Source organism: Campylobacter showae (assembly GCF_963515975.1).
In the GTDB taxonomy this organism is placed as follows: domain Bacteria; phylum Campylobacterota; class Campylobacteria; order Campylobacterales; family Campylobacteraceae; genus Campylobacter_A; species Campylobacter_A showae_F.
In genome coordinates, this window is the sequence record NZ_CAUPZM010000004.1 from 85920 (window position 1) to 104893 (window position 18974).

Consider the following 18974-nt stretch of genomic DNA (forward strand, 5'->3'; position numbering starts at 1 on the left):
GTATTGAGATGTTACTAGGATTTTAGCGTTTATTACTTAAATTTATTATTAATTCTTAATTTTTATTTTCAGTTAAATAATCCTAATAAGCGTCATATATATCGCCGTCGAAGCCGCGATGCTAAGTAGGGTATTTTTAAATTTCAGATGAATCAAAACCGCGCTAAAAACGGCCGCCGCTTCGTTTAGTCCGTATGGATAGACGTCAAATTTAACGTCTCTTAGTCCGTAGCACACCAAGACAACCATTATCATCAGTCCCATGTGTCGCTCCACGGCGCTAAGCCACGGGCTAGGCTTATAGTTTTTGACGACGTAAAACGGCGCGGCGCGCGTCAAAAAGGTCGCAAACGCGCTTAGCAACACGGCGGCGAATATCGCCCACTCGCTAGAATTCACGCTTATCAAAGCTTATCCTTAAAAACCAAAATAAAAATAAAGCAAAGCGCCATCGAGCCTACCAGCATCGCTTTAGCCGGCATGAGCGCTACGCCTGCAACTCCAAACAAGCACGCCGCGCCTAGCACCTTATAGTTCTTATCGTTTTTAAACATCTCCATCACGATCACGATAAAAAGCGCGGTTAAGCTAAACTCAAGCCCGCTCGTATCGACTTTTATCAGCCCGCCGGCTAGGCATCCGACCGCCGTTCCCGCTGCCCAGTAAAACCACGAGAGCAAATTTAGCCGCGTAAAAACATAGCTGCGCTCCGCCGCGTCCGCGATCTTAAGCGCCTTAAATATCGCAAAAGTTTCGTCCGTGAGAGTCGCGATATTTAAAAGGCGGTATTTTAGGTCTTTGTACTCTTTTAAAAGCGCCAGCCCATAAAAAGTGTGGCGTAAATTTACCAGGTAACTCACGATAAAAACCTCAACTAGCCCAGTGCCCGCGCTAAAAAGCGAGAGCATCATAAACTGCGCCGCGCCGCCGTATGCCAGCGTGCTAAGCGCTATGGCTATAAACGCGCTAACGCCCATGCTTTTAGCCAGTATCCCAAAGGCGACACCGAGGGGAAAATAGCCCATAAAAATAGGAATAGATAGTTTAAAAACGTAGTTAAATGTCAAAATTTTACCTTAATAAAAGCGCGATGATAGCTAAAATTTTAAAAAAATTGGATAAAGGCCGGGGAAATCGCCATGCTAAATTCAATATATTTGCTATAATTTCTAGGATTAAGCGCTTTAAGGAGCAAATCGTGAATGCAAATTTTCAAGCTAAGACGAAAGAGTTGGATGAGAAATTTGCTGCTATCCCCAAGGGCGTGAAAAGGCGGTACGATAGGCATAGATTTATCAGGCGCGTGGTGATGCTGTTTTTGGCATTTTTACTTATCATTTTGACGTTTTCATCGCTTATTCCGCTGATTTCTACGCGATTTGAGGAATATATCAATGCCAATGTATCCGAAACCGTTTTATTTTTTGCCGTTATGATTTTGTCGGTCGGTTTAACTGCTTTTTATTTAAAGCTCGACCCGGTCAAAAAATACAGTATTTTTTTTATAAAAGATCAAGACGCTAGTCTAGTAGTTTTTACTTTTGAAAATATAGCCAGCTTGGCCTTGATTCTATTTCCCGTTTTACTGTTTTTATCTTCGGCAATGGGAGTCTCTCAAGATGAGTTAAACGGCGCGGGAACTTTATACGGAGTCGTCATAGCTCCGATTTGTATATTGGTTTTTCTCTTGTGTTATGCTCGTAATAAAGGCGAGTACGCTCTAAAAAACAAAGCTAACGGCTCCCAAACGGTATAAAATTTAGCGAAGCTAAAAATTGGGGCGAATGGAAACGATCTTGATCCGAAATTTTACTTAAGGCAAATTTTTGCACGCCGCCTTTAGAGCCAAATTTAGCCTGCACCGACCCAGCGCCGACGCAAGCTAAATCAAATTTAAGCCACCGCGTAGATCCTGATATCTGGAGCCTTCTCAAACAGCGGGCTAAGCTCACGCACGACGTCTTTTTCAAAAAGCTCGGTTTTAGATACGCGTTTGCGCCTGTACGCCATCAAAGCCGTGAAGCACCCGCACATCCTCGTCCGCGTATCAAAAGACCGTATTTTGCTTATTTACGCTACGCTACTTGTCGCTCACGACTTTGACCTAGGATATCAAATTTAAGCGGCTTGACAGCAGGATTTTGGAGTATCTGCGCTCGTTTGGCGCCGACGACATCGCCGAACATTTGGGAACTTCGCAAAACGTCATAAACCGCGTCTTGCAAGATTTGAAAGATAAAAATTTGATCAAACTCGGACGCGGGAAAATCAAGCTGGTGAAGTGAAATTTGACCCGCTAAAATTTGACATTCAACGTAAATTTAAATCGGAGTAAATTTATGAAAAAACTAGTGTCGATACTCGCTTTTGCGGCGGCTATGCGTATGACGGAGAGCAAGTCAAATCCCGCAGTCGCCGAAATTTACGAGCGCGCTTGCAAAAACGGTAGCACAAAAGAGCGTACGCGTCTTGGCCGATTTATTACTACGGCGAAGGAGTAAAACAAGACTACTCAAAAGCCGCCAAACTCTACTAAAAAGCCTACGATAGGCGACAGTGAAGCGAATTTCTTTCGTTTTAAAGCTAAATTTTATAAAATAGCGTTAAATTTTTTATAGGAGCAAAAGCATGAAAAAAATAGTCATAGCAGTAGCCTGCGCGGCGGTTTTATTTGGCGCGGGCAACGACGCAAAGATACTGCAAGGCGCTTGCGATGCGGGAGACGTAAGAGGCTGCTATAATTTGGGCGTTTCGTACGCAAACGGACAAGACGGCGCAGAGCAAGACTATAAAAAAGCTAGCGAGCTGTTTTTGAAATCATGCGAGATGGGAGACGCAAAGGGCTGCTATAATCTAGGAATTTTGTATAGTAACGGTCAAGGCGTAGCGCAGGACTCTAAAAAGGCTAGCGAGAACTTTTTAAAAGCTTGCGATAAGGGGGACGCAAAAGGCTGCTATAACCTTGGATTTTCATACGAAAAAGGCCAAGGCGTAAAACAAGACTACAAAAAGGCCGGCGAGCTATACTCTAAAGCTTGCGATATGGGAGAGGCGCTAGGCTGCGGCAATCTGGGGCTTTTATACGAAAAAGGCCAAGGGGTAAAACAAGACCTTAAAAAAGCTAGCGAGTTACACTCTAAAGCTTGCGAGATGGGGTATGCGGGAGGCTGCTATAATCTCGGGGTTTTATACATAGAAGGTCAAGGCGTAAAACAAGACTACAAAAAGGCTAACGAGCTGTTTTCTAAGGCTTGCGATATGGACGATGCGGAGAGCTGCTACAATCTCGGCGTTTCATATCATGACGGTCAAGGCGTAAAACAAGACTACAAAAAGGCCGTTGAGTTGTTTTCCAAAGCTTGCGAGGCAGACTACGTAAAAGGCTGCTACAATCTCGGGGGCTCGTACTACAACGGCCAAGGCGTAAAGCAAGACCGCAATAAAGCTAGCGAACTATACGATAAAGCTTGCGATATGGGCTATGCAAACGGTTGCTATAATCTCGGCGTTTTATACGCGGAAGGCCAAGGCATAATCAAAGATAAACAAGCGGCTAAGAAGTATTTCGGTAAGGCTTGCGATATGGGCCTGAAACAAGGTTGCGATAATCACAAAATCCTAAGCAAATAAGAATAGCGAGCAAGAACCGCTACGAAACGGCTAAAATTTAGCTCAAATTTAGCCGTTTTTCACCGTAAATTTAAAAAGCCGCCGGATACGTAAAATTCGCAAATTTGAAAGACCGGGCGGCGTCAAATTTAGCCTATTTTAGGCTATCTCTTTAGACTATTTACGATCGAGAGCATATCATCGCTCGTCGTAATCGCCTTTGAGTTTGCTTCGTACGCGCGCTGACCCGTGATGAGGTCGGTCATCTCTTCAACCAACTGGACGTTACTCATCTCGACGAATCCCTGTCTGATCGTACCCAAACCGTCAAGACCCGCCGTACCGACTACGACCTCGCCGCTAGAGCCCGTCGGCAGATAGAGGTTGTCGCCCATGGAGTGTAGGCCTGCCGGGTTGATAAAATTTGCTAGCTCGATGCGGCCTACCTGCGTCATCTCGGTGTTGCCCGGCTGCAGCACGGATACGGTGCCGTCGGTACCGACTGAGACCTGCGTTGCGTCGGCCGGGATAGTCATCTGCGGCTGGAGCACATAGCCGTCGGAGTTTACGATCGTGCCCTCGCTATCTAGCTTAAAAGCGCCGTTTCTAGTATACGCCGTCGTACCGTCGGGAAGCTGCACCTGGAAAAAGCCGTTACCCGCGATAACCATATCGAGGTTGTTACTCGTTTCCTTAAAATACCCTTGCGAAAATATCTTCGTTATCGCCGTCGGACGCGCGCCCAGACCCACCTCGATACCCGTCGGGCTTTTCGTCGTTTCGCTGATCGCCGTGCCTGCATACTCCATAACCTGATACATCAGATCGGCAAACTCGGCGCGGTTTTTCTTGTAGCCGATGGTGTTTACGTTTGCGATGTTGTGCGACGTGACGTCGATCTGGGTTTGTTGGGCGATCATACCGGTGGCGGCAGAATAAATAGACCTCATCATTTTCGTGTTTTCCTTTCTTAGCGCGTTGTATCTTGAGCGTATACTTCGTTGGTTTTTACTCGGCTTCGGTTACGTATCGCATATACGCGCCCTCGCCTCGCAAAAAAACCGCCTCGTCTCCACCTCAAGCTACTGCCGCTTATCTTTAGTATCAAATAAACGGCTCATCGCCTTTTACCATTGCAAAATATATTCCAAATTTGCAATCTTAAATTTTACGCTTTTGCGTAAAACAGTCGCCGACTGTTTTTATGCCTGGCGAGCGTCTAAATTTTACAAATTCGGTGCAATTTCTCGCATTTCTTAGGTATGTAGCAAAAGGCGTTCCAAATTTGCAAATTTAGAAATTTGAAAATATTTTTGCGAAAGTATTTTAAAATAAAATTTTGAGAGAAGATTAGAGTTGAACACCTGTGATCGTAAACAAAAAAATCAAATTTAAAGTAGCTATAATAAGCAAAGTATTTTTAGATGATTTTTAATGTTGTTGCAGTTTTTGCGACTGAGGCTAACCATTAAGGTTGCCGAAGAAGCAAAAACCAAACTCATTAAAAAGCGCTAAAAAGGCGCAGCTTATTAGACTTTCGTGTTAGCAAGCTTGCTTATAGCTTCCTGATTTAGATCATCCATATGCGACGTCATCACCTTTTGATACATCTCGACAAAGCGCTGCGTCTCGATGAGTCCGACCATCTCGGTCACGGCATTTACGTTGGAAATTTGAGTGTATTTCCACGCGACCGCGTCTATCTCGCCGCCCACGTCTTCAAGCTCCTTTAAATTCGGCAAAACGTAGAGATTATCGCCCTCTTTGGTTAGATTTCGTATCTCTTTTGGCTGCGCGATATAAAGTCTAGCTAGCGGTTCCTCGTTTGAGTATAGATTGCCGTTTTTATCGGCGGAGAAGCGCTCGCCCTGCGGGATTTGGATGCCTTGAAAATTATTCGTAAAATAATCGCTCGGTAGCACCTTGTAGCCCTCTTTGGTTACCAAAAAACCGTCCTCGTCGAGATTAAACGAGCCGTTTTTAGTTAGGCGCACGTCGCCGGGCTTCACCTCGACTAGGAAAAACAGATCCTCTCGCTTCATTGCAAAGTCAAGGTCATTGTTTGAAAATTTAAGCCCGCCCTGGCTAAAATCCACGTATTGCTCCGAAATTTGCGGTACTCTGTCTATGGTTCTGTTTAGAAATTTCGCCGCGTCTTTCGTGTGATTTTCTATCGGAAGCTCATCGCGGTACTCTTTAAAAATCCTCTCAAAATCCCCCACTACGACGTCGTCGCGCTTAAAGCCGACGGTGTTTATGTTGGCAAGATTGTTTGCGATGACGTCCAGGCGGTTAAACTGCGTCACCATGGCGCCGGTTGCTTGGTAGTAGCCGTTGTTCATTTACTTTTCCTTATCTTACGCGTCGTATCTTAAACGCATACTTCGTTGGTTTTTTGCTCAGCTTCGGTTACGTATCATATATACGCGCCCTCGCCTCGCAAAAACCCGCCTCGTCTGCGTCATAAGCTACTTCCGCTTGCTTTATTGAGCGTTAAATAGCAACTTCCGTTCCAACTCAAATTTAATAAAATTTTCAGCAAATTTAGCTTCCTTAAAAATGCCCGAATGATAGCACTTTTATTAATGTTTAAAGAAATTTGGGTATAATCCTCGTTTTCTACAAAAAGAAGGAATCCCAAATGAGTACCGCAAAAAAAGAGGCATTGTCGCTTATAGAAGAGCTTTTTAAAGAAAATGCCAAAGGTTATATCACTTACGAAAAACTAGTTAAATTCCTAGACAAAGCGCCGACTGCAGCAGTAGCAAAAAAGATAGAGTCGCTAGCTAAAGCAAATAAAATCCAGCTCATCACCTCGGCTGAAATTGCCAAAATGCGCAACATCGAGGACGCCAAAAAGCGCCGCGAGGAGCTAGCAAAACTAGCCGACGATAGTCTAGAGGAAGAATTCGACCTCGCCAGCGAAACGGATCTACTCGAGTGGTCGCGCTCAGATAGCCCAGTGCGTATGTATCTGCGCGAAATGGGTCAAATCGCGCTACTAACCAAAGAAGAAGAAGTAGAAATCAGCAAAAAAATCGAGCTTGGCGAAGATATCATCATCGACGCATTTTGCTCGGTGCCCTACCTAATCGACTTTATCCTTGATTACAAAGAACCGCTCATCAACCGCGAACGCCGCGTAAAAGAGCTTTTTAGAAGCTTTGACGACGAAGGCGAGGAAGAAGGCGAAGAGGTAGAAGAAGAGGAAGAAATCGAGGAAGAAGGCGAAGAAGGCGAAGAAAAAGAAGCCAAGCCTAAAAAGAATAGCAGAAAAGACGATAAGCGTACCGAAAAAGTAATCGAAAGCTTTAAGGCTCTCGAAAAAGCCAAAAAAGAGTGGCTAAAAACGGCAAATAAGCAAAACGAAGTCGAAACCGAGGATGAGTTTTTAGCAAAGATAACGCTTGCGTTTAAAAAGAAAATTTTAAAAGACAAGCTGATGGACTTAGGCCCTACAAGCAAGCTCATAACCGAGATCGTAAAGTCGATGGAGACGGCGCTAAAGAGCGATGACGACTTCGACAAAGAGCTAAAAAGGCTTGAATACAAGCTACCGATGTTTAGCGACGAACTAAAGAAAAATCACAAGTCGATCTTAAAAGATATCATCAAACTAAGCAAAGACGACATCATCGCTAGAGTACCCGAAGCTACGATGGTATCAACCTACGTGGAGATCAAAAAACTATTTGCGACCAAGGAAGCGAGTAAGAGCGGATTTAACCTCGATCCGATACTTTTAAAAGAAATTTTAGAGCAAATCAAACGCGGCAAAAAGATATCCGACGAAGCAAAAGCCAGAATGGCAAAGTCAAATTTACGTCTAGTTGTGAGCATAGCCAAGCGCTACACAAACCGCGGCTTACCGTTTTTAGACCTTATCCAAGAGGGCAACATCGGTCTAATGAAAGCGGTTGATAAATTTGAGTATAAAAAAGGGTATAAATTTTCGACCTATGCGACGTGGTGGATACGTCAAGCTATCAGCCGTGCTATCGCTGATCAGGCTCGCACGATACGTATCCCTATCCATATGATAGAAACGATAAACCGTATCAACAAAATCAACCGCAAATACCTCCAAGAAGAGGGCAAAGAGCCTGATGTGAGCGTCATAGCGCAAGAAGTCGGACTAAGCATAGACAAAGTAAAACAGGTCATCAAAATCACGAAAGAGCCTATCAGCCTAGAAGCCCCTATCGGCAACGAAGAGGACGGCAAATTTGGGGATTTCGTCGAGGATAGAAATTCGCTAAGCCCGATGGATCACATCCTAAAAAACGATCTAAAAGAGCAGATAGACGAGGTCCTAGACCAGCTAAACGAGCGCGAAAAAGCGGTTATCAGGATGAGATTCGGCCTGCTCGACGACGAGAGCGACCGCACGCTAGAAGAGATCGGCAAAGAACTAAACGTAACCCGCGAGCGCGTCCGCCAGATCGAAAGCTCTGCTATCAAAAAACTAAAACACCCAAAAGTCGGTAGAAAACTCAAAAACTACATCGAGGGCTAAATTTAGCCCTCCTTTTTTATAGCCGATCGGCAAATAAAATCAACTACCAAATTTAAAGAAAATCCAAAGGCGCAAAGATGAATCAGAAGCTCCTGACCGAGATAAAATTCCGCGGCATAGCTTCTAATATTTTACTAATCGGCGGCTGTATGTCTATTTGGATTTTGTGCGAATTTTGCAGCCGCGTTTCGCTGGCTGGTTTCTTGACCGCCGTATTTTTATTTGCCTTGTCTTTCTTGCGTCGATGATTTTTAGGCTTCTTGCCGCTAGATAAATCTCCAAACTCTCCGCAAGCAAACTCTTTACCAAAACCTTCTCCACACTAGTCACCGCGATGTTACTAGCGATTTTATGGCTATCTATGTCATTGTATTCGGTAAGTCAAGTCGGATTTGGCGCGGTAGATTATGCCGCGGCGCAGATTGGGGGCTCTTTTGTCGACAATGCTTATTCTATAATAGGAGCAGTCGCAAATAATTTTTTAAATACGCAAGGCACGCTCCTTACGATATTTCTCACCGTAGACTCCATTCTTACTATCTACTTTTGGCTTATGCTCGGCGTTGCGTACTATCTGATCGGCAAAGATACGCAGAACAGCGCTTTCTACATCTACTCAGGTTTAGCCTTTATGTGCACAGCGCTTCAGTTTATCGATTTTTCGTCCCTTAACGGTTTAGCATCTCCATATACGCTGCTTACGGTAGCACTCTTGATCCCGCTTTGCGAACTAGCGGCTTGGGCCAGGGTCAAAAATATCGCTCTAGTGCAGTCCTAAAATTTAAAAATTTCAAATTTTATCACAGCCGCCACACTAGCCGTTTTTGCTAAATTTTATCGAAAACGGCACTAGTGTCGCCTCTCAAATTTTATGATAAATTCATCGCTGTTTTTGTAATATACTATTATTTATTTATGAGCTAAAAATGCTTATTTTAAGCCTATAAATAAATATAATTTTAAAACTTAAGGAAAAAACATGAGCAAATTTCACTCTTTCGCGTTAGCTCTTGCGCTGTGCGCTAGTTCGCTTTTTGCCGATCGCGTCGTAACCGATCAGCTAGGCCGCGACGTCACGCTGCCTGATCAGGTTAAGCGCATAGTCGTACTTCAGCACCAAAGCCTAAACGCGCTAAATGAGCTAAACGCGCTGGATAAGGTCGTCGGCGTGCAGGAGTCGTGGGAGAAGTCGCTCGGTAAAAACTACGTCCGCCTAGCGCCGAGCCTAAAAGATATGCCGACGCCTGGCGATCTAAAGGTCATCAACTATGAGGCGGTGCTTAAGCTAAAGCCTGACGTCGTGATCGTCACGAACTACATCCCGCAAGAATACATCGACAAAATGACGGAGCTCAAAATCCCAGTCGTAGCCGTTAGCTTTCAGCGCAGCGACGCCGCCGATAAGGGCAAGCTAAATCCAACCTTCAAAGACGACGAAGCTGCCTACACCGAGGGCTTTTACGACGGGATCGAGCTTCTTGGCAAGGTCGCAAACCGCGAGAAAGAGGCCGCCGAGCTCATAAGCTTCGTTAAAACCTCGCAAGAGCAGCTAAAGGCTAAATTTGGCGGTTTTATCGTAGATAAAAGACCTAAAATTTATATGGCAAATCCCGATCTCACGACCTACGGAAGCGGCAAATACACGGGCATAATGTTTATGCGAGCAGGCGCGCAAAACGTCGCGGCGCAGAGTATCAAGGGCTACAAGCAGGTATCTGCCGAGCAAGTTTTAGCGTGGGCGCCGCAGATGATCTTCGTGCAGGATCGCTACCCGCAGGTGCCCGCCGAGCTTAAATCAAACCCGCAGCTTGCAAATTTAAGCGCGGTCAAAGAGGATAAAATTTATATGATGCCCGAATACGCCAAAGCATGGGGCTATCCGACGGCCGAAGCCATGGCGCTTGGCGAGTGGTGGCTAGCGATGAAGCTCTATCCAACGCACTTTGACGAGGCGGAGTTTGACAAAAAAGTAGAGGAATTTTATCAAAAATTCTACCGCACGAGCTATAAATGAAATTTTCCGCCCTGCTGCTGCTCTGGATTCTGCTATTTGCGGTATCGCTGGGCATCGGGCAGTATCCCGTGAGCCTAGAGGAGACGGGTAAAATTTTACTCGGCTCCTCCGCCGATGAAACGGCAAAAAGCGTGGTGCTTGATATCCGCATCCCGCGCGCCCTGCTTTCAAGCCTTTGCGGCGGGATCTTGGCACTTAGCGGCCTCGCGCTTCAGGCGGTGTTTAAAAACCCGCTCGTAGGCCCGCACATCGTGGGCGTGAGCACTGCGGCGGCATTTGGCGGCGCGCTTTGCATACTGCTTGGCTTTGGCTCCTATTTTATCGTAGGCTTTGCCTTCTTTTTCGGGCTCGCGGCGCTTTTTATGCTCTATTTTATCGCCAAATTCGTCTCGCGCAGCGACGTATTTTCACTCATCCTAGCAGGCATCGTCATAAACGGCGTGTTTGCTGCGCTAACGAGCCTCGTGCAGTATCTAGCCGACAACGAAGACGTGCTACCAAACATCATCTACTGGCTGCTGGGTAGCTTCGTGCGCGCAGACTATGACAAGCTCGTCATGCTCACCGCCGTTTCGGCGCCCTGCGTCGCAGCACTCATCGCGATGCGGTGGCGATTTAACCTACTCAGCCTCGAAGACGGCGATCTAAAGGTTCTCGGCGTAAACATCGTGCGGCTGCGCTCGGTCATCCTCGTCATCTGCACGCTGCTAGTCGCCGCTCAGGTCAGCGTCAGCGGAAACATCGGCTGGATCGGACTGGTGGTGCCGCACGTCGCTAGGATGATATTTGGCAGCGACCACTTGCGCTCGATGCCCGCTTGCTTCGTAGCGGGAGCCGTTTTTATGCTCGCTATCGACGACGTATCGCGCTCGATCAGCTCTAGCGAAGTGCCGCTTAGCATTATCTCCGCGCTCATCGGCAGCCCGATATTCGCCATCCTCTTAAAAAGGAGCGCCGATGCGAACAGAAGGTAGTTTGCTCGCGATCAAGGACGCGGGATTTTTCTACGAAGAGGGCAAATTTCTTTTTAGAAATTTAAGTTTTGAGATCGAGCGCGGTCAAATTTTAGCGATCCTAGGGCTAAACGGTCAGGGCAAAAGCACGCTGATGTCGTGCATGATGGGGATTTTGGGCCTCAAAGAGGGGCAGTTTTCTACCGAGGCAAAATTCGGCTTTTTGCCGCAAAGCTTTAGCGTGGCGTTTGATTACAGCGTGCAAGACATCGTGGCGATGGGGCGCGTGCGCGATATTTCGCTATTTTCAAAACCTAGCAAACGCGACGTGCAGATCTGCCTGGACGCGCTTGAGAGCCTTGAAATTTCGCACCTGAAAAACAAGCGTTTTAACTCGCTTTCAGGCGGTCAAAAGCAGCTCGTGCTCTTTGCCAGGGCGATCGCGAGCAGGAGCGAAATTCTGTTTTTGGACGAGCCAGCTAGCGCGCTTGATATCAAAAACCAAGACCGCGTGCTAAGCCTCATCGTAAATTTGAAGCAAAAAAGCAATGCAAGCATCGTTTTTACCACGCATCAGCCAAACCACGCCCTTGCGGCGGCGGACCGCACGCTCATTTTAAAAGACGATCTTAGCTACGTTTACGGGAGCAGCGCCGAGGTTTTAAACGAGGAGAATTTAAACGCGCTCTACCGCGTGCGGATGAAAACGGCGAAATTTGACGTTGCGGGCGAGCAAATAAGCAGCATCACGCAAATTTTCAGCGCACAGGTGAAGTAGTTTTGGGGCTTTTAATCGGCAAATTTGCACTGTACGTAAAACTGTGCGTAAAATTTTATGTATTTTTGAAATTTACACGGAGTAAAATTTGCCGATTTTAAATTTATGTCGCTGTTTACGAGGTTTGCGTGATTTGCGGCATTTATTAAATTCCACGTAAGCCACCTAAATTTACACGGCGCTAAATTATATTTTACGCTCGCGGCTTTTCATTTTACGCGCTCAAATTTGACACAAACGATCTCTTTTGATGGCTCGCAACTTTGCTTTTTGTATTTTAGATCGCGATTATACGCCTGCCTACTTTGGTTAAATTTAATAAAAATTTTAAGCTTGTTTGTGTAAAATTTTTATTAGATTAATAAAAGACAAAACGTGCAAGAAAACTTCATAAGGCGCATAAGTACGGCAAGAGCGCTAGGTATGGCATCTGGGATTTTGGTTGTTTTAAATTTGCTCTCGCAAGAGATGGTTTTACCTAAAAGCCTCTTTGATATCGCAACGAGCGCGCGCGTAGCGATGTTGTTCGTCTCCGTTATCTGCCTTTACGGCGCGATATCAAAGGTAAACAAACTCGCAGGCGGAGGCGTGTTTAAGCTTTACCGCATTTTTATCGCAGTCAGCAGCGCGATGATTTTGCTAAGCTTTAGCACAAACTACGCTCCCGCCAGCACGCACAAGGTCCTATTTTTCGTCATTTGCGCCACGGCGGTGCTTGCGTTTTTGCTTTGGATAAAGATAAATTTAAAACTTGGCGCCGTAACGCAAAACGCCCTATTTTCAGGCTATGCCGTACTTTGCGTGATCGGCACTTTTATCGCTGCGGCGCTCAAGCTTTTACTGACCAAAGCCCTGCGCGACCCCTACCCTATCGAGCTTGCGGTGCTTGGCATCTACCTGGCGTTAGGGTTTATCTACGTGCTTGCCTGGTCGAGGGTGGATTACGTCGAAAATCGCAAAGAAAGTAGGCTAATTAAAAATCGAAAAATAAAATAGTAGCTTTTTTGTAATAATTTATTTAAATTTTAGAGCTAATATTCACGCCGTCAAATTTAAGGAGAGAAAATGAGAAAAATTTTACTTTTAGGAGCGGCGGCGGCGATGGCTTTTGCAGAAATTTCTACGGTTCAAGTTAGCCCAGAGGCGATCAAAAACTACGAGCAGATCGTAGATATCAGGACGCCTGCTGAATGGATGGAAACGGGCGTGATAAAGGGCGCAAAGACTATCACTTTTAACGCAACCGATAAAGAGGGATTTTTGAACGAGCTTAAAGCCAATGTCGATCTAAAAAAACCGGTCGCGCTCATATGCAGAAGCGGACGCAGAAGCGCTGCGGCGGCGATGATGATAGATTCGCCGGAGCTAAATATAATAAATCTTGACGGCGGCATGGGTAGCCTCATAAATCAAGGCTACGAAACCGTGCCGTATCAAAAATAATCCGCAGTTTTACTTTATAAATTTCGTCCGTCAGGCTTAAATTTGCGCTAAATTTTAAGCTTGACGGAGCTGTTTCGTGCTCTACTCGCGCGTAGAGCGACGGTAAATTTTAAATTTGCCGCCGTACTTAACGCAAAAACTGTCACCGTTTTTTGCAAAATTTAATACAACAAAAGCGTATCGCTTTAAATTTTAGCGAGCGTAAATTTCACCAAATTTGACCAAAATTTACGCCAAAAATAGTCTCGGCTTTAGCTTCAGCAAGCAAACATACGCCGCCAGCGCGCTTTGCTCTCTTATGTAGTTGCGATCTCCGTTTAAATTTAGCCTCTCGATGATGCACTCGCCGTCTTTTGCATAAGCCCCCACAAACACCGTCCCCACCGGCTTCGCCTCGCTACCGCCGTCAGGTCCAGCGATACCACTGATAGCTAGCGAAAAGTCCGATTCGCTCGCCTTTAGCGCGCCTTTTAGCATCGCCATCACGCACTGCTCGCTCACCGCGCCGTAGGTTTGTAAAATCTCATCGCTAACGCCCAGCCAGTCGCGTTTCATCTTATTTGCGTAGGTCACTAGCGAGCCGTTAAACGCCGCCGAAACTCCCGCAAAAGCTCCGAATTTTGCCGCGGCAAGCCCCGCCGTGCAAGACTCGGCAAAGGTAAGCTTGAGTCCGCTTGCCATAAGAGTGCTAGCAACGTGACGGAAAACATCCTCGCCCTCAAAAAATTTGCCCGAAAATAGATTTTTCGCGCCATTTATAAAGCCGCTAGTTTGGCCGAATTTGTTCGCTTCCACTCTGATTAGCGCCAAATTCGACAAAATTTGGGACGAATAAATCTGCACTTCGTAAGTTTTTGCTAGCGGTTCGAGCAGGATTTTCGCACTCTCCTCGTCGATATCGACCAGATGAAAGTAGCCGAAATCTCGCTGCGTTTTGATATCTATGGCAGGCAGTTTTTGGTTCGCGTCGGCCTTTAGTAAATTTACGTAAGTTTGATTTAGTTTGATTAAAAAGCCGTAGTCGCTAAATTTTTCAGCCCTACTCGGAGCTAGCATTTGCGGGGATTTTAGCTCTAAAATATCGCCGCTTAACGTAGCTAAAATTTTAGCCGCGACGGAGCAGTTTTGACTCGACGCGTAGATACAAAGGCTGTCCGAACGCGCGCAAAGATGCTCGATGATAAACGGCAACTCCTTGTCGCTTTTGCTAACGAACCTAAACTCGCCCAGCTCGCCGAAATGCCGCTTGTAAGCGCAAAAAATATAATCTAAAAAAGGCGCGTTTACGCCGATATCTTCGCCGATGATCAGTAGTGCGTTTTTCACTGTTTTCTCCTTTAAAAGCCGAAAACATCTTACATAAATTTAGCTTAAAATAGCGTTTTTTCAGTAGCATTTAATCGCCGTTTGGATAAAATCTACCAATTTTTTACTTCAAGGCGAACCTATGGATTACAAAGATACATTATTGCTTCCAAACACCGAATTTCCCATGCGCGGCAACCTGCCGGAAAACGAACCCAAACGCTTAAAATCGTGGTTTGACGATAGAAAAATCTACGAAAAAATGAAAGCCAAAAGGCAAAAAGCCGCCAAAAGCTTCACTCTGCACGACGGCCCTCCCTACGCTAACGGCAACATCCACATCGGACACGCGCTAAACAAAACCCTAAAAGACATCATCTTAAAAACGCACTATTTCTTCGGCGAAAACGTGAGATTTACACCTGGCTGGGACTGCCACGGACTACCGATCGAGCAGCAAGTCGAGGTAAAACTGGGCGATAAGAAAAAAAGCCTCAGCAAAACGCAAATTCGCGAGCTTTGCCGCGAGCACGCCAGAGAGTTTATCGAGGTACAAAAGGAGAGCTTTAAACAGCTAGGCGTCGCTAGCGACTGGGACGACCCGTATCTGACGATGAAATTTAAATTTGAAGCAGAAATTTACAAAACGCTTTGCAAAGTCGCCAAACGCGGGCTTTTGATCGAGCGAAGCAAGCCGGTGTACTGGAGCTGGGCGGCTAGAAGCGCTCTAGCCGAAGCCGAGGTCGAGTACGAAGACAAAGAAGACTACAGCATCTACGTAGCCTTTAAGCTAGGCGAGGAAGCCGCCGCAAAAATCGGCGCAAAAGACGCTCGAGCGGTCATCTGGACGACCACACCTTGGACGCTGCCGGCAAACCAAGCCATCTCGCTAAGTCCGAGCGAAATTTACGTTTTAACGGCTGAAAATTTGATATTTGCCAAAGAGATGCTTGGCGAGCTGGAAAAAGAAGGGCTAACTAAGGGCGAAATTTTAAAAGAATTTGCCTCGGCAGAGCTAGAAAACCTGCACGCGGTAAATCCGCTAAACGGTAGAAAATCGCTATTTATCCTAGGCGATCACGTCACGATGGACGGCGGTACGGGTCTAGTTCACACTGCCCCGGGGCACGGCGAAGACGACTACCACGTGAGCCTAAAATACGGCATCGAAGTCATCATGCCGGTTGATGAAGGCGGATTATACGACGAGACGCTAAAGGCGAAAAAGTTATTCCCCGAGGACGTAGTAGACGAGCTAATCGGCATGCATATCTTTAAAGCCAACGAGAAAATTTTAGAGCTTCTAGGCTCAAATTTGCTAAAAGTTAGTAAATTCGTCCACTCGTATCCGTTTTGCTGGAGGACGCATAAGCCGGTCATCTACCGCGCGACAAAGCAGTGGTTTATCGCTATGGACGAGCCGAAAATCGAGGGCAAAACGCTACGAGAAGTCGCGCTAAAAGAGCTTGAAAACGTCAAATTTTACCCTGCAAGCGGCGTAAAAAGGATAGGCTCGATGATAGAAAATCGTCCAGACTGGTGTATCTCTCGCCAACGCGACTGGGGCGTGCCGATAGCGTTTTTTAGACGCAAGGATACAAAAGAGCCGATATTTGACGATGAAATTTTAGATAACGTCGCGGCGATATTCGAGCAAAAAGGCGCGGACGCGTGGTGGGATAGTGAGATAAAGGATCTCCTGCCAGCAAACTGCAAATACGATCCGCAAAATTTGGAAAAAGTGATGGACATCCTCGACGTCTGGTTTGATAGTGGCTCGACGTGGGCTGCGGTGCTAAAAAGCGGCGACTACGATGCGGGCAGCTATCCTGCGGATATGTACCTAGAGGGCAGCGATCAGCACAGAGGCTGGTTCCAAAGCTCGCTACTGCTAAGCTGCGCCGCACAAGGACGAGCGCCGTATAGAAGCGTGCTCACGCACGGATTTACCGTCGATGAAAACGGCCAAAAGATGAGTAAAAGCAAGGGCAACGTCGTAGCTCCGGCGGACGTCGCTAAAACCTACGGCGTGGAAATTTTACGCCTTTGGGTTGCGCTTAGCGACTACTCCAGCGACCTAAAAATTAGCGAAAACATCCTAAAACAAGTAAGCGAACAATACCGAAAAATACGCAATACGATAAGATTTCTACTAGCCAACGTAAACGATCTAGAAGATATCGAAACATCAAATTTCAACATCCTAGATCGCTGGATACTAAGCCGCGCGAAAAAAGCATTCGACGAGGCCGAAGCGTCGTTTAGAAATTACGACTTTTCAAAGGGTTTTAGCCTGCTGATGAATTTCTTAAGCGCTGATTTAAGCGGCATTTACCTTGATATCTGTAAAGACCGCCTATACTGCGATGCCAAGGACAGCGATACGCGCCGCTCGGCTCAAAGCGCGATGGCGTTAATCACAAGAGCGCTACTACCGCTCATCGCTCCGACGCTCACATATACCGTGGACGAGGCGATGGACTATGCGCCTAAGATCATCAAAAACGGTGCAACCGACGCCTTTGATCTAGAGTACGCGCCGCTAGATTTCGAGTTTAACGTAGACGACGAGCTGCTAGTGGCTAGCCGCGAGAAGTTTTTCGAGCTAATCGACGTACTCAAAAAAGATAAAAAGATAAAATCGACCTTAGAGCTCGTACTGCAAACCAGCTCAAATTTGATCCTAAGCGAAGATATAAACGAGATCAGCGACTGGTATATGGTTAGCGACGTCCAAAGCCTAGACGGCAGCGGCAGCCTAGCCGAATTTGACGTCGGAAACGATAAATTTAAACTCGTTTTATCGACGCGACACAAATGCCCGAGATGTTGGAAATTTACCGCTAAGCACGACGGCGAAACCTGCCCGAGATGCGAAAAGGTACTAAAAAATGTCTGAGCCCATCTCCGCTTGGTTCGTCGCGGCAACTATCGCGGCCATCCTCGCAGTCACAGCCGCGGGCATCGTAGCGGTAAATAAATTTAAGGATAAAAAATGATAACTTTAAAGCAAGCTCTAAAGCTAAGCACCGGCGAAATAGCCGAGCTTAGAAACGAGCTAGAAAAGAAAATTTTCGCGGATAGGGAGCTTGGCGCTTACGTCGAGCAGTTGGCAGATTTGCCGCTTGATAAACTGGGCGCGGGCGTGCCGATCGCTATCAAAGACAACATCCAAGTAAAAGGCTGGAGCGTAACAAGCGCGTCTAAAATTTTACAAGGCTACATCGCGCCATATAACGCGACGGTTATAGAAAAGCTGCTAGCAGCGGGCTTGGCGCCGTTTGGCCGTACGAATATGGACGAATTCGCCATGGGAAATACGACCGAAAATAGCTACTACGGCAAAACGCTAAATCCGCTAAACCGCGAGCGAGTGGCGGGCGGTAGCTCGGGCGGTTCAGCTGCCGCAGTGGGTGCGGGACTAGCCGTGGCTGCTCTAGGAAGCGATACGGGCGGCTCGATACGCCAGCCTGCGGCATTTTGCGGCTGCGTGGGACTAAAGCCGACCTACGGACGCGTGAGCCGCTATGGTCTAGGTTCATACTCTAGCTCGCTAGATCAGATCGGCCCGATAACGCAAAACGTCGAGGACGCCGCAATCCTATACGATATCATCGCAGGACACGACGACAAGGATAGCACGAGCGCGGATATAAAATTTGAAAGCGTAGCAGACAAGCTAAACGCTGACAAGAAACTCACGATCTGCGTCATCGAAAACTACATAAACGAAGCCTCGGAAGAGACCAAAAAAGCGCTTTTAAAAGCGGTCGAAATTTTAAAAGCCGCAGGCCACAAAATAATCTATAAAAATTTAGAAAACTCAAAATGCGACATCGCTACCTACTACATCATCGCCACGGCCGAAGCCAGCGCAAATCTCAGCCGCTTCGACGGTATAAGATACGGACGCAGAGCCGAGGCTAAAAATTTAAAAGAGCTCTACATTAACTCGCGCTCGGAGGGATTTGGCGAAGAGGTAAAAAAGCGAATTTTACTCGGTACTTTCGTACTTAGCAGCGGCTACTACGACGCATACTATATCAAAGCGCAAAAAGCTCGCGCTCATACTAAAGCCAAATATGAGCGAATTTTGAGCGAATGCGACCTTATCTTGATGCCGGTCGCCCCTAGCACGGCGTATAAATTCGGCGAGCTAAAAAAACCGCTAGACTCCTATCTATCAGACATCTATACGATCAGCGTAAATTTAGCCGGCCTACCCGCCATCTCGGTTCCGGTAGCCAAGGACGCTGACGGCCTAAACGTCTCGGCTCAGCTCATCGCAAAGGCGTGGGACGAAAAAACGCTGCTAGAAGGCGCGCTTAGTTTAGAAAACTCTATAAAAGGATAAAC

20 protein-coding genes are annotated in these 18974 nt (G+C 46.5%); 14 read left to right on the top strand and 6 right to left on the bottom strand.

Translation table 11 applies throughout. The annotated features are described in order from the left end of the window. Positions 1-72: 72 nt before the first annotated feature. Together RWM02_RS02470 and RWM02_RS02475 are read right to left on the bottom strand one after the other, a co-directional pair. Positions 73-408 (bottom strand): branched-chain amino acid transporter permease, encoded by a 336-nt coding sequence (locus tag RWM02_RS02470; protein WP_314068871.1) that lies wholly within the window; start codon positions 406-408, stop codon positions 73-75. Continuing rightward, positions 405-1067 (bottom strand): AzlC family ABC transporter permease, encoded by a 663-nt coding sequence (locus RWM02_RS02475; protein WP_314068873.1) that lies wholly within the window; start codon positions 1065-1067, stop codon positions 405-407. Before RWM02_RS02475 ends, RWM02_RS02470 begins: the two co-directional genes overlap by 4 nt. Between RWM02_RS02475 and RWM02_RS02480 the strand changes: the two genes are divergently transcribed. After that, a complete protein-coding gene (locus RWM02_RS02480; RefSeq protein ID WP_314068875.1) occupies positions 1061-1756 on the top strand; it encodes a hypothetical protein in 696 nt (231 codons plus the stop codon). The genes RWM02_RS02475 and RWM02_RS02480 overlap by 7 nt on opposite strands. A 137-nt stretch (positions 1757-1893) precedes the next feature. On the opposite strand, the gene RWM02_RS02485 is transcribed toward RWM02_RS02480, so the two are convergent. Then, positions 1894-2034, bottom strand: coding sequence for a hypothetical protein (locus tag RWM02_RS02485; protein WP_163026462.1), 141 nt, complete (start codon positions 2032-2034; stop codon positions 1894-1896). Positions 2035-2141: 107 nt separating this feature from the next. On the opposite strand from RWM02_RS02485, the gene RWM02_RS02490 reads away from it, so the two are divergent. The 3 genes from RWM02_RS02490 (at position 2142) to RWM02_RS02500 (ending at position 3630) form a co-directional block, all read left to right on the top strand. Continuing rightward, positions 2142-2285: a helix-turn-helix domain-containing protein gene (locus RWM02_RS02490; protein WP_314068877.1), complete on the top strand. Its 144-nt coding sequence runs from the start codon at positions 2142-2144 to the stop codon at positions 2283-2285. Positions 2286-2339: 54 nt separating this feature from the next. Next, entirely contained in the window at positions 2340-2501 is a 162-nt protein-coding gene (locus RWM02_RS02495; RefSeq protein WP_163026464.1) for a hypothetical protein, read from the top strand. A 127-nt stretch (positions 2502-2628) separates the two neighbouring features. After that, the gene (locus RWM02_RS02500; RefSeq protein ID WP_314068880.1) at positions 2629-3630 is read left to right on the top strand and encodes an SEL1-like repeat protein; all 1002 of its coding nucleotides are present in this window, start codon (positions 2629-2631) and stop codon (positions 3628-3630) included. 143 nt (positions 3631-3773) lie between these two features. Here the strand turns inward: RWM02_RS02500 and flgG are convergent, their stop codons facing one another. Then, on the bottom strand, positions 3774-4562 hold the full coding sequence (gene flgG, locus RWM02_RS02505) for a flagellar basal-body rod protein FlgG (RefSeq protein ID WP_002951073.1): 789 nt from the start codon (positions 4560-4562) through the stop codon (positions 3774-3776). A gap of 576 nt (positions 4563-5138) precedes the next feature. Continuing rightward, positions 5139-5951: a flagellar hook-basal body protein gene (locus RWM02_RS02510; protein ID WP_314068883.1), complete on the bottom strand. Its 813-nt coding sequence runs from the start codon at positions 5949-5951 to the stop codon at positions 5139-5141. Positions 5952-6217: 266 nt separating this feature from the next. Here RWM02_RS02510 and rpoD point away from each other — a divergent pair, with 266 nt between their 5' ends. The 8 genes from rpoD to RWM02_RS02550 all read left to right on the top strand — a co-directional run bounded on the left by rpoD (position 6218) and on the right by RWM02_RS02550 (position 13313). Then, positions 6218-8125 (top strand): RNA polymerase sigma factor RpoD, encoded by a 1908-nt coding sequence (gene rpoD / locus RWM02_RS02515; RefSeq protein WP_314068915.1) that lies wholly within the window; start codon positions 6218-6220, stop codon positions 8123-8125. A 77-nt stretch (positions 8126-8202) separates the two neighbouring features. Further along, on the top strand, positions 8203-8373 hold the full coding sequence (locus RWM02_RS02520; RefSeq protein ID WP_314068885.1) for a hypothetical protein: 171 nt from the start codon (positions 8203-8205) through the stop codon (positions 8371-8373). A 113-nt stretch (positions 8374-8486) separates the two neighbouring features. Next, positions 8487-8903 (top strand): hypothetical protein, encoded by a 417-nt coding sequence (locus tag RWM02_RS02525; RefSeq protein ID WP_314068887.1) that lies wholly within the window; start codon positions 8487-8489, stop codon positions 8901-8903. A gap of 201 nt (positions 8904-9104) precedes the next feature. Continuing rightward, positions 9105-10139: an ABC transporter substrate-binding protein gene (locus tag RWM02_RS02530; protein ID WP_314068889.1), complete on the top strand. Its 1035-nt coding sequence runs from the start codon at positions 9105-9107 to the stop codon at positions 10137-10139. Next, a complete protein-coding gene (locus RWM02_RS02535; protein ID WP_314068890.1) occupies positions 10136-11113 on the top strand; it encodes a FecCD family ABC transporter permease in 978 nt (325 codons plus the stop codon). The genes RWM02_RS02530 and RWM02_RS02535 overlap by 4 nt, the downstream gene beginning before the upstream one ends. Beyond that, a complete protein-coding gene (locus tag RWM02_RS02540) occupies positions 11097-11870 on the top strand; it encodes an ABC transporter ATP-binding protein (protein ID WP_314068891.1) in 774 nt (257 codons plus the stop codon). The genes RWM02_RS02535 and RWM02_RS02540 overlap by 17 nt, the downstream gene beginning before the upstream one ends. A 375-nt stretch (positions 11871-12245) precedes the next feature. Next, positions 12246-12866, top strand: coding sequence for a hypothetical protein (locus tag RWM02_RS02545; RefSeq protein ID WP_314068893.1), 621 nt, complete (start codon positions 12246-12248; stop codon positions 12864-12866). 69 nt (positions 12867-12935) lie between these two features. Beyond that, complete coding sequence (locus RWM02_RS02550) at positions 12936-13313, top strand: rhodanese-like domain-containing protein (RefSeq protein WP_185899068.1); 378 nt, start codon at positions 12936-12938, stop codon at positions 13311-13313. A gap of 228 nt (positions 13314-13541) precedes the next feature. On the opposite strand, the gene RWM02_RS02555 is transcribed toward RWM02_RS02550, so the two are convergent. Next, the gene (locus RWM02_RS02555; protein WP_314068896.1) at positions 13542-14639 is read right to left on the bottom strand and encodes a CinA family protein; all 1098 of its coding nucleotides are present in this window, start codon (positions 14637-14639) and stop codon (positions 13542-13544) included. A 121-nt stretch (positions 14640-14760) separates the two neighbouring features. Between RWM02_RS02555 and ileS the strand changes: the two genes are divergently transcribed. Together ileS and gatA are read left to right on the top strand one after the other, a co-directional pair. Further along, positions 14761-17517, top strand: a complete 2757-nt coding sequence (gene ileS / locus RWM02_RS02560; protein ID WP_314068898.1) for an isoleucine--tRNA ligase — start codon at positions 14761-14763, stop codon at positions 17515-17517. A 96-nt stretch (positions 17518-17613) separates the two neighbouring features. Next, positions 17614-18972, top strand: a complete 1359-nt coding sequence (gene gatA, locus RWM02_RS02565) for an Asp-tRNA(Asn)/Glu-tRNA(Gln) amidotransferase subunit GatA (protein ID WP_314068900.1) — start codon at positions 17614-17616, stop codon at positions 18970-18972. Positions 18973-18974 lie beyond the last annotated feature (2 nt).

What these genes read in the sequence shown, in the direction of transcription:
- RWM02_RS02535 (WP_314068890.1), top strand. Translation starts at nt 10,136, where the DNA reads ATGAAATTTTCCGCCCTGCTGCTGCTCTGGATTCTGCTATTTGCGGTA.
- RWM02_RS02530 (WP_314068889.1), top strand. Translation starts at nt 9,105, where the DNA reads ATGAGCAAATTTCACTCTTTCGCGTTAGCTCTTGCGCTGTGCGCTAGT.
- RWM02_RS02500 (WP_314068880.1), top strand. Translation starts at nt 2,629, where the DNA reads ATGAAAAAAATAGTCATAGCAGTAGCCTGCGCGGCGGTTTTATTTGGC.
- gatA (WP_314068900.1), top strand. Translation starts at nt 17,614, where the DNA reads ATGATAACTTTAAAGCAAGCTCTAAAGCTAAGCACCGGCGAAATAGCC.
- RWM02_RS02485 (WP_163026462.1), bottom strand. Translation starts at nt 2,034, where the DNA reads ATGTGCGGGTGCTTCACGGCTTTGATGGCGTACAGGCGCAAACGCGTA.
- RWM02_RS02540 (WP_314068891.1), top strand. Translation starts at nt 11,097, where the DNA reads ATGCGAACAGAAGGTAGTTTGCTCGCGATCAAGGACGCGGGATTTTTC.
- RWM02_RS02510 (WP_314068883.1), bottom strand. Translation starts at nt 5,951, where the DNA reads ATGAACAACGGCTACTACCAAGCAACCGGCGCCATGGTGACGCAGTTT.
- flgG (WP_002951073.1), bottom strand. Translation starts at nt 4,562, where the DNA reads ATGATGAGGTCTATTTATTCTGCCGCCACCGGTATGATCGCCCAACAA.
- ileS (WP_314068898.1), top strand. Translation starts at nt 14,761, where the DNA reads ATGGATTACAAAGATACATTATTGCTTCCAAACACCGAATTTCCCATG.
- RWM02_RS02525 (WP_314068887.1), top strand. Translation starts at nt 8,487, where the DNA reads ATGTCATTGTATTCGGTAAGTCAAGTCGGATTTGGCGCGGTAGATTAT.
- RWM02_RS02520 (WP_314068885.1), top strand. Translation starts at nt 8,203, where the DNA reads ATGAATCAGAAGCTCCTGACCGAGATAAAATTCCGCGGCATAGCTTCT.
- RWM02_RS02550 (WP_185899068.1), top strand. Translation starts at nt 12,936, where the DNA reads ATGAGAAAAATTTTACTTTTAGGAGCGGCGGCGGCGATGGCTTTTGCA.
- RWM02_RS02495 (WP_163026464.1), top strand. Translation starts at nt 2,340, where the DNA reads ATGAAAAAACTAGTGTCGATACTCGCTTTTGCGGCGGCTATGCGTATG.
- RWM02_RS02480 (WP_314068875.1), top strand. Translation starts at nt 1,061, where the DNA reads ATGTCAAAATTTTACCTTAATAAAAGCGCGATGATAGCTAAAATTTTA.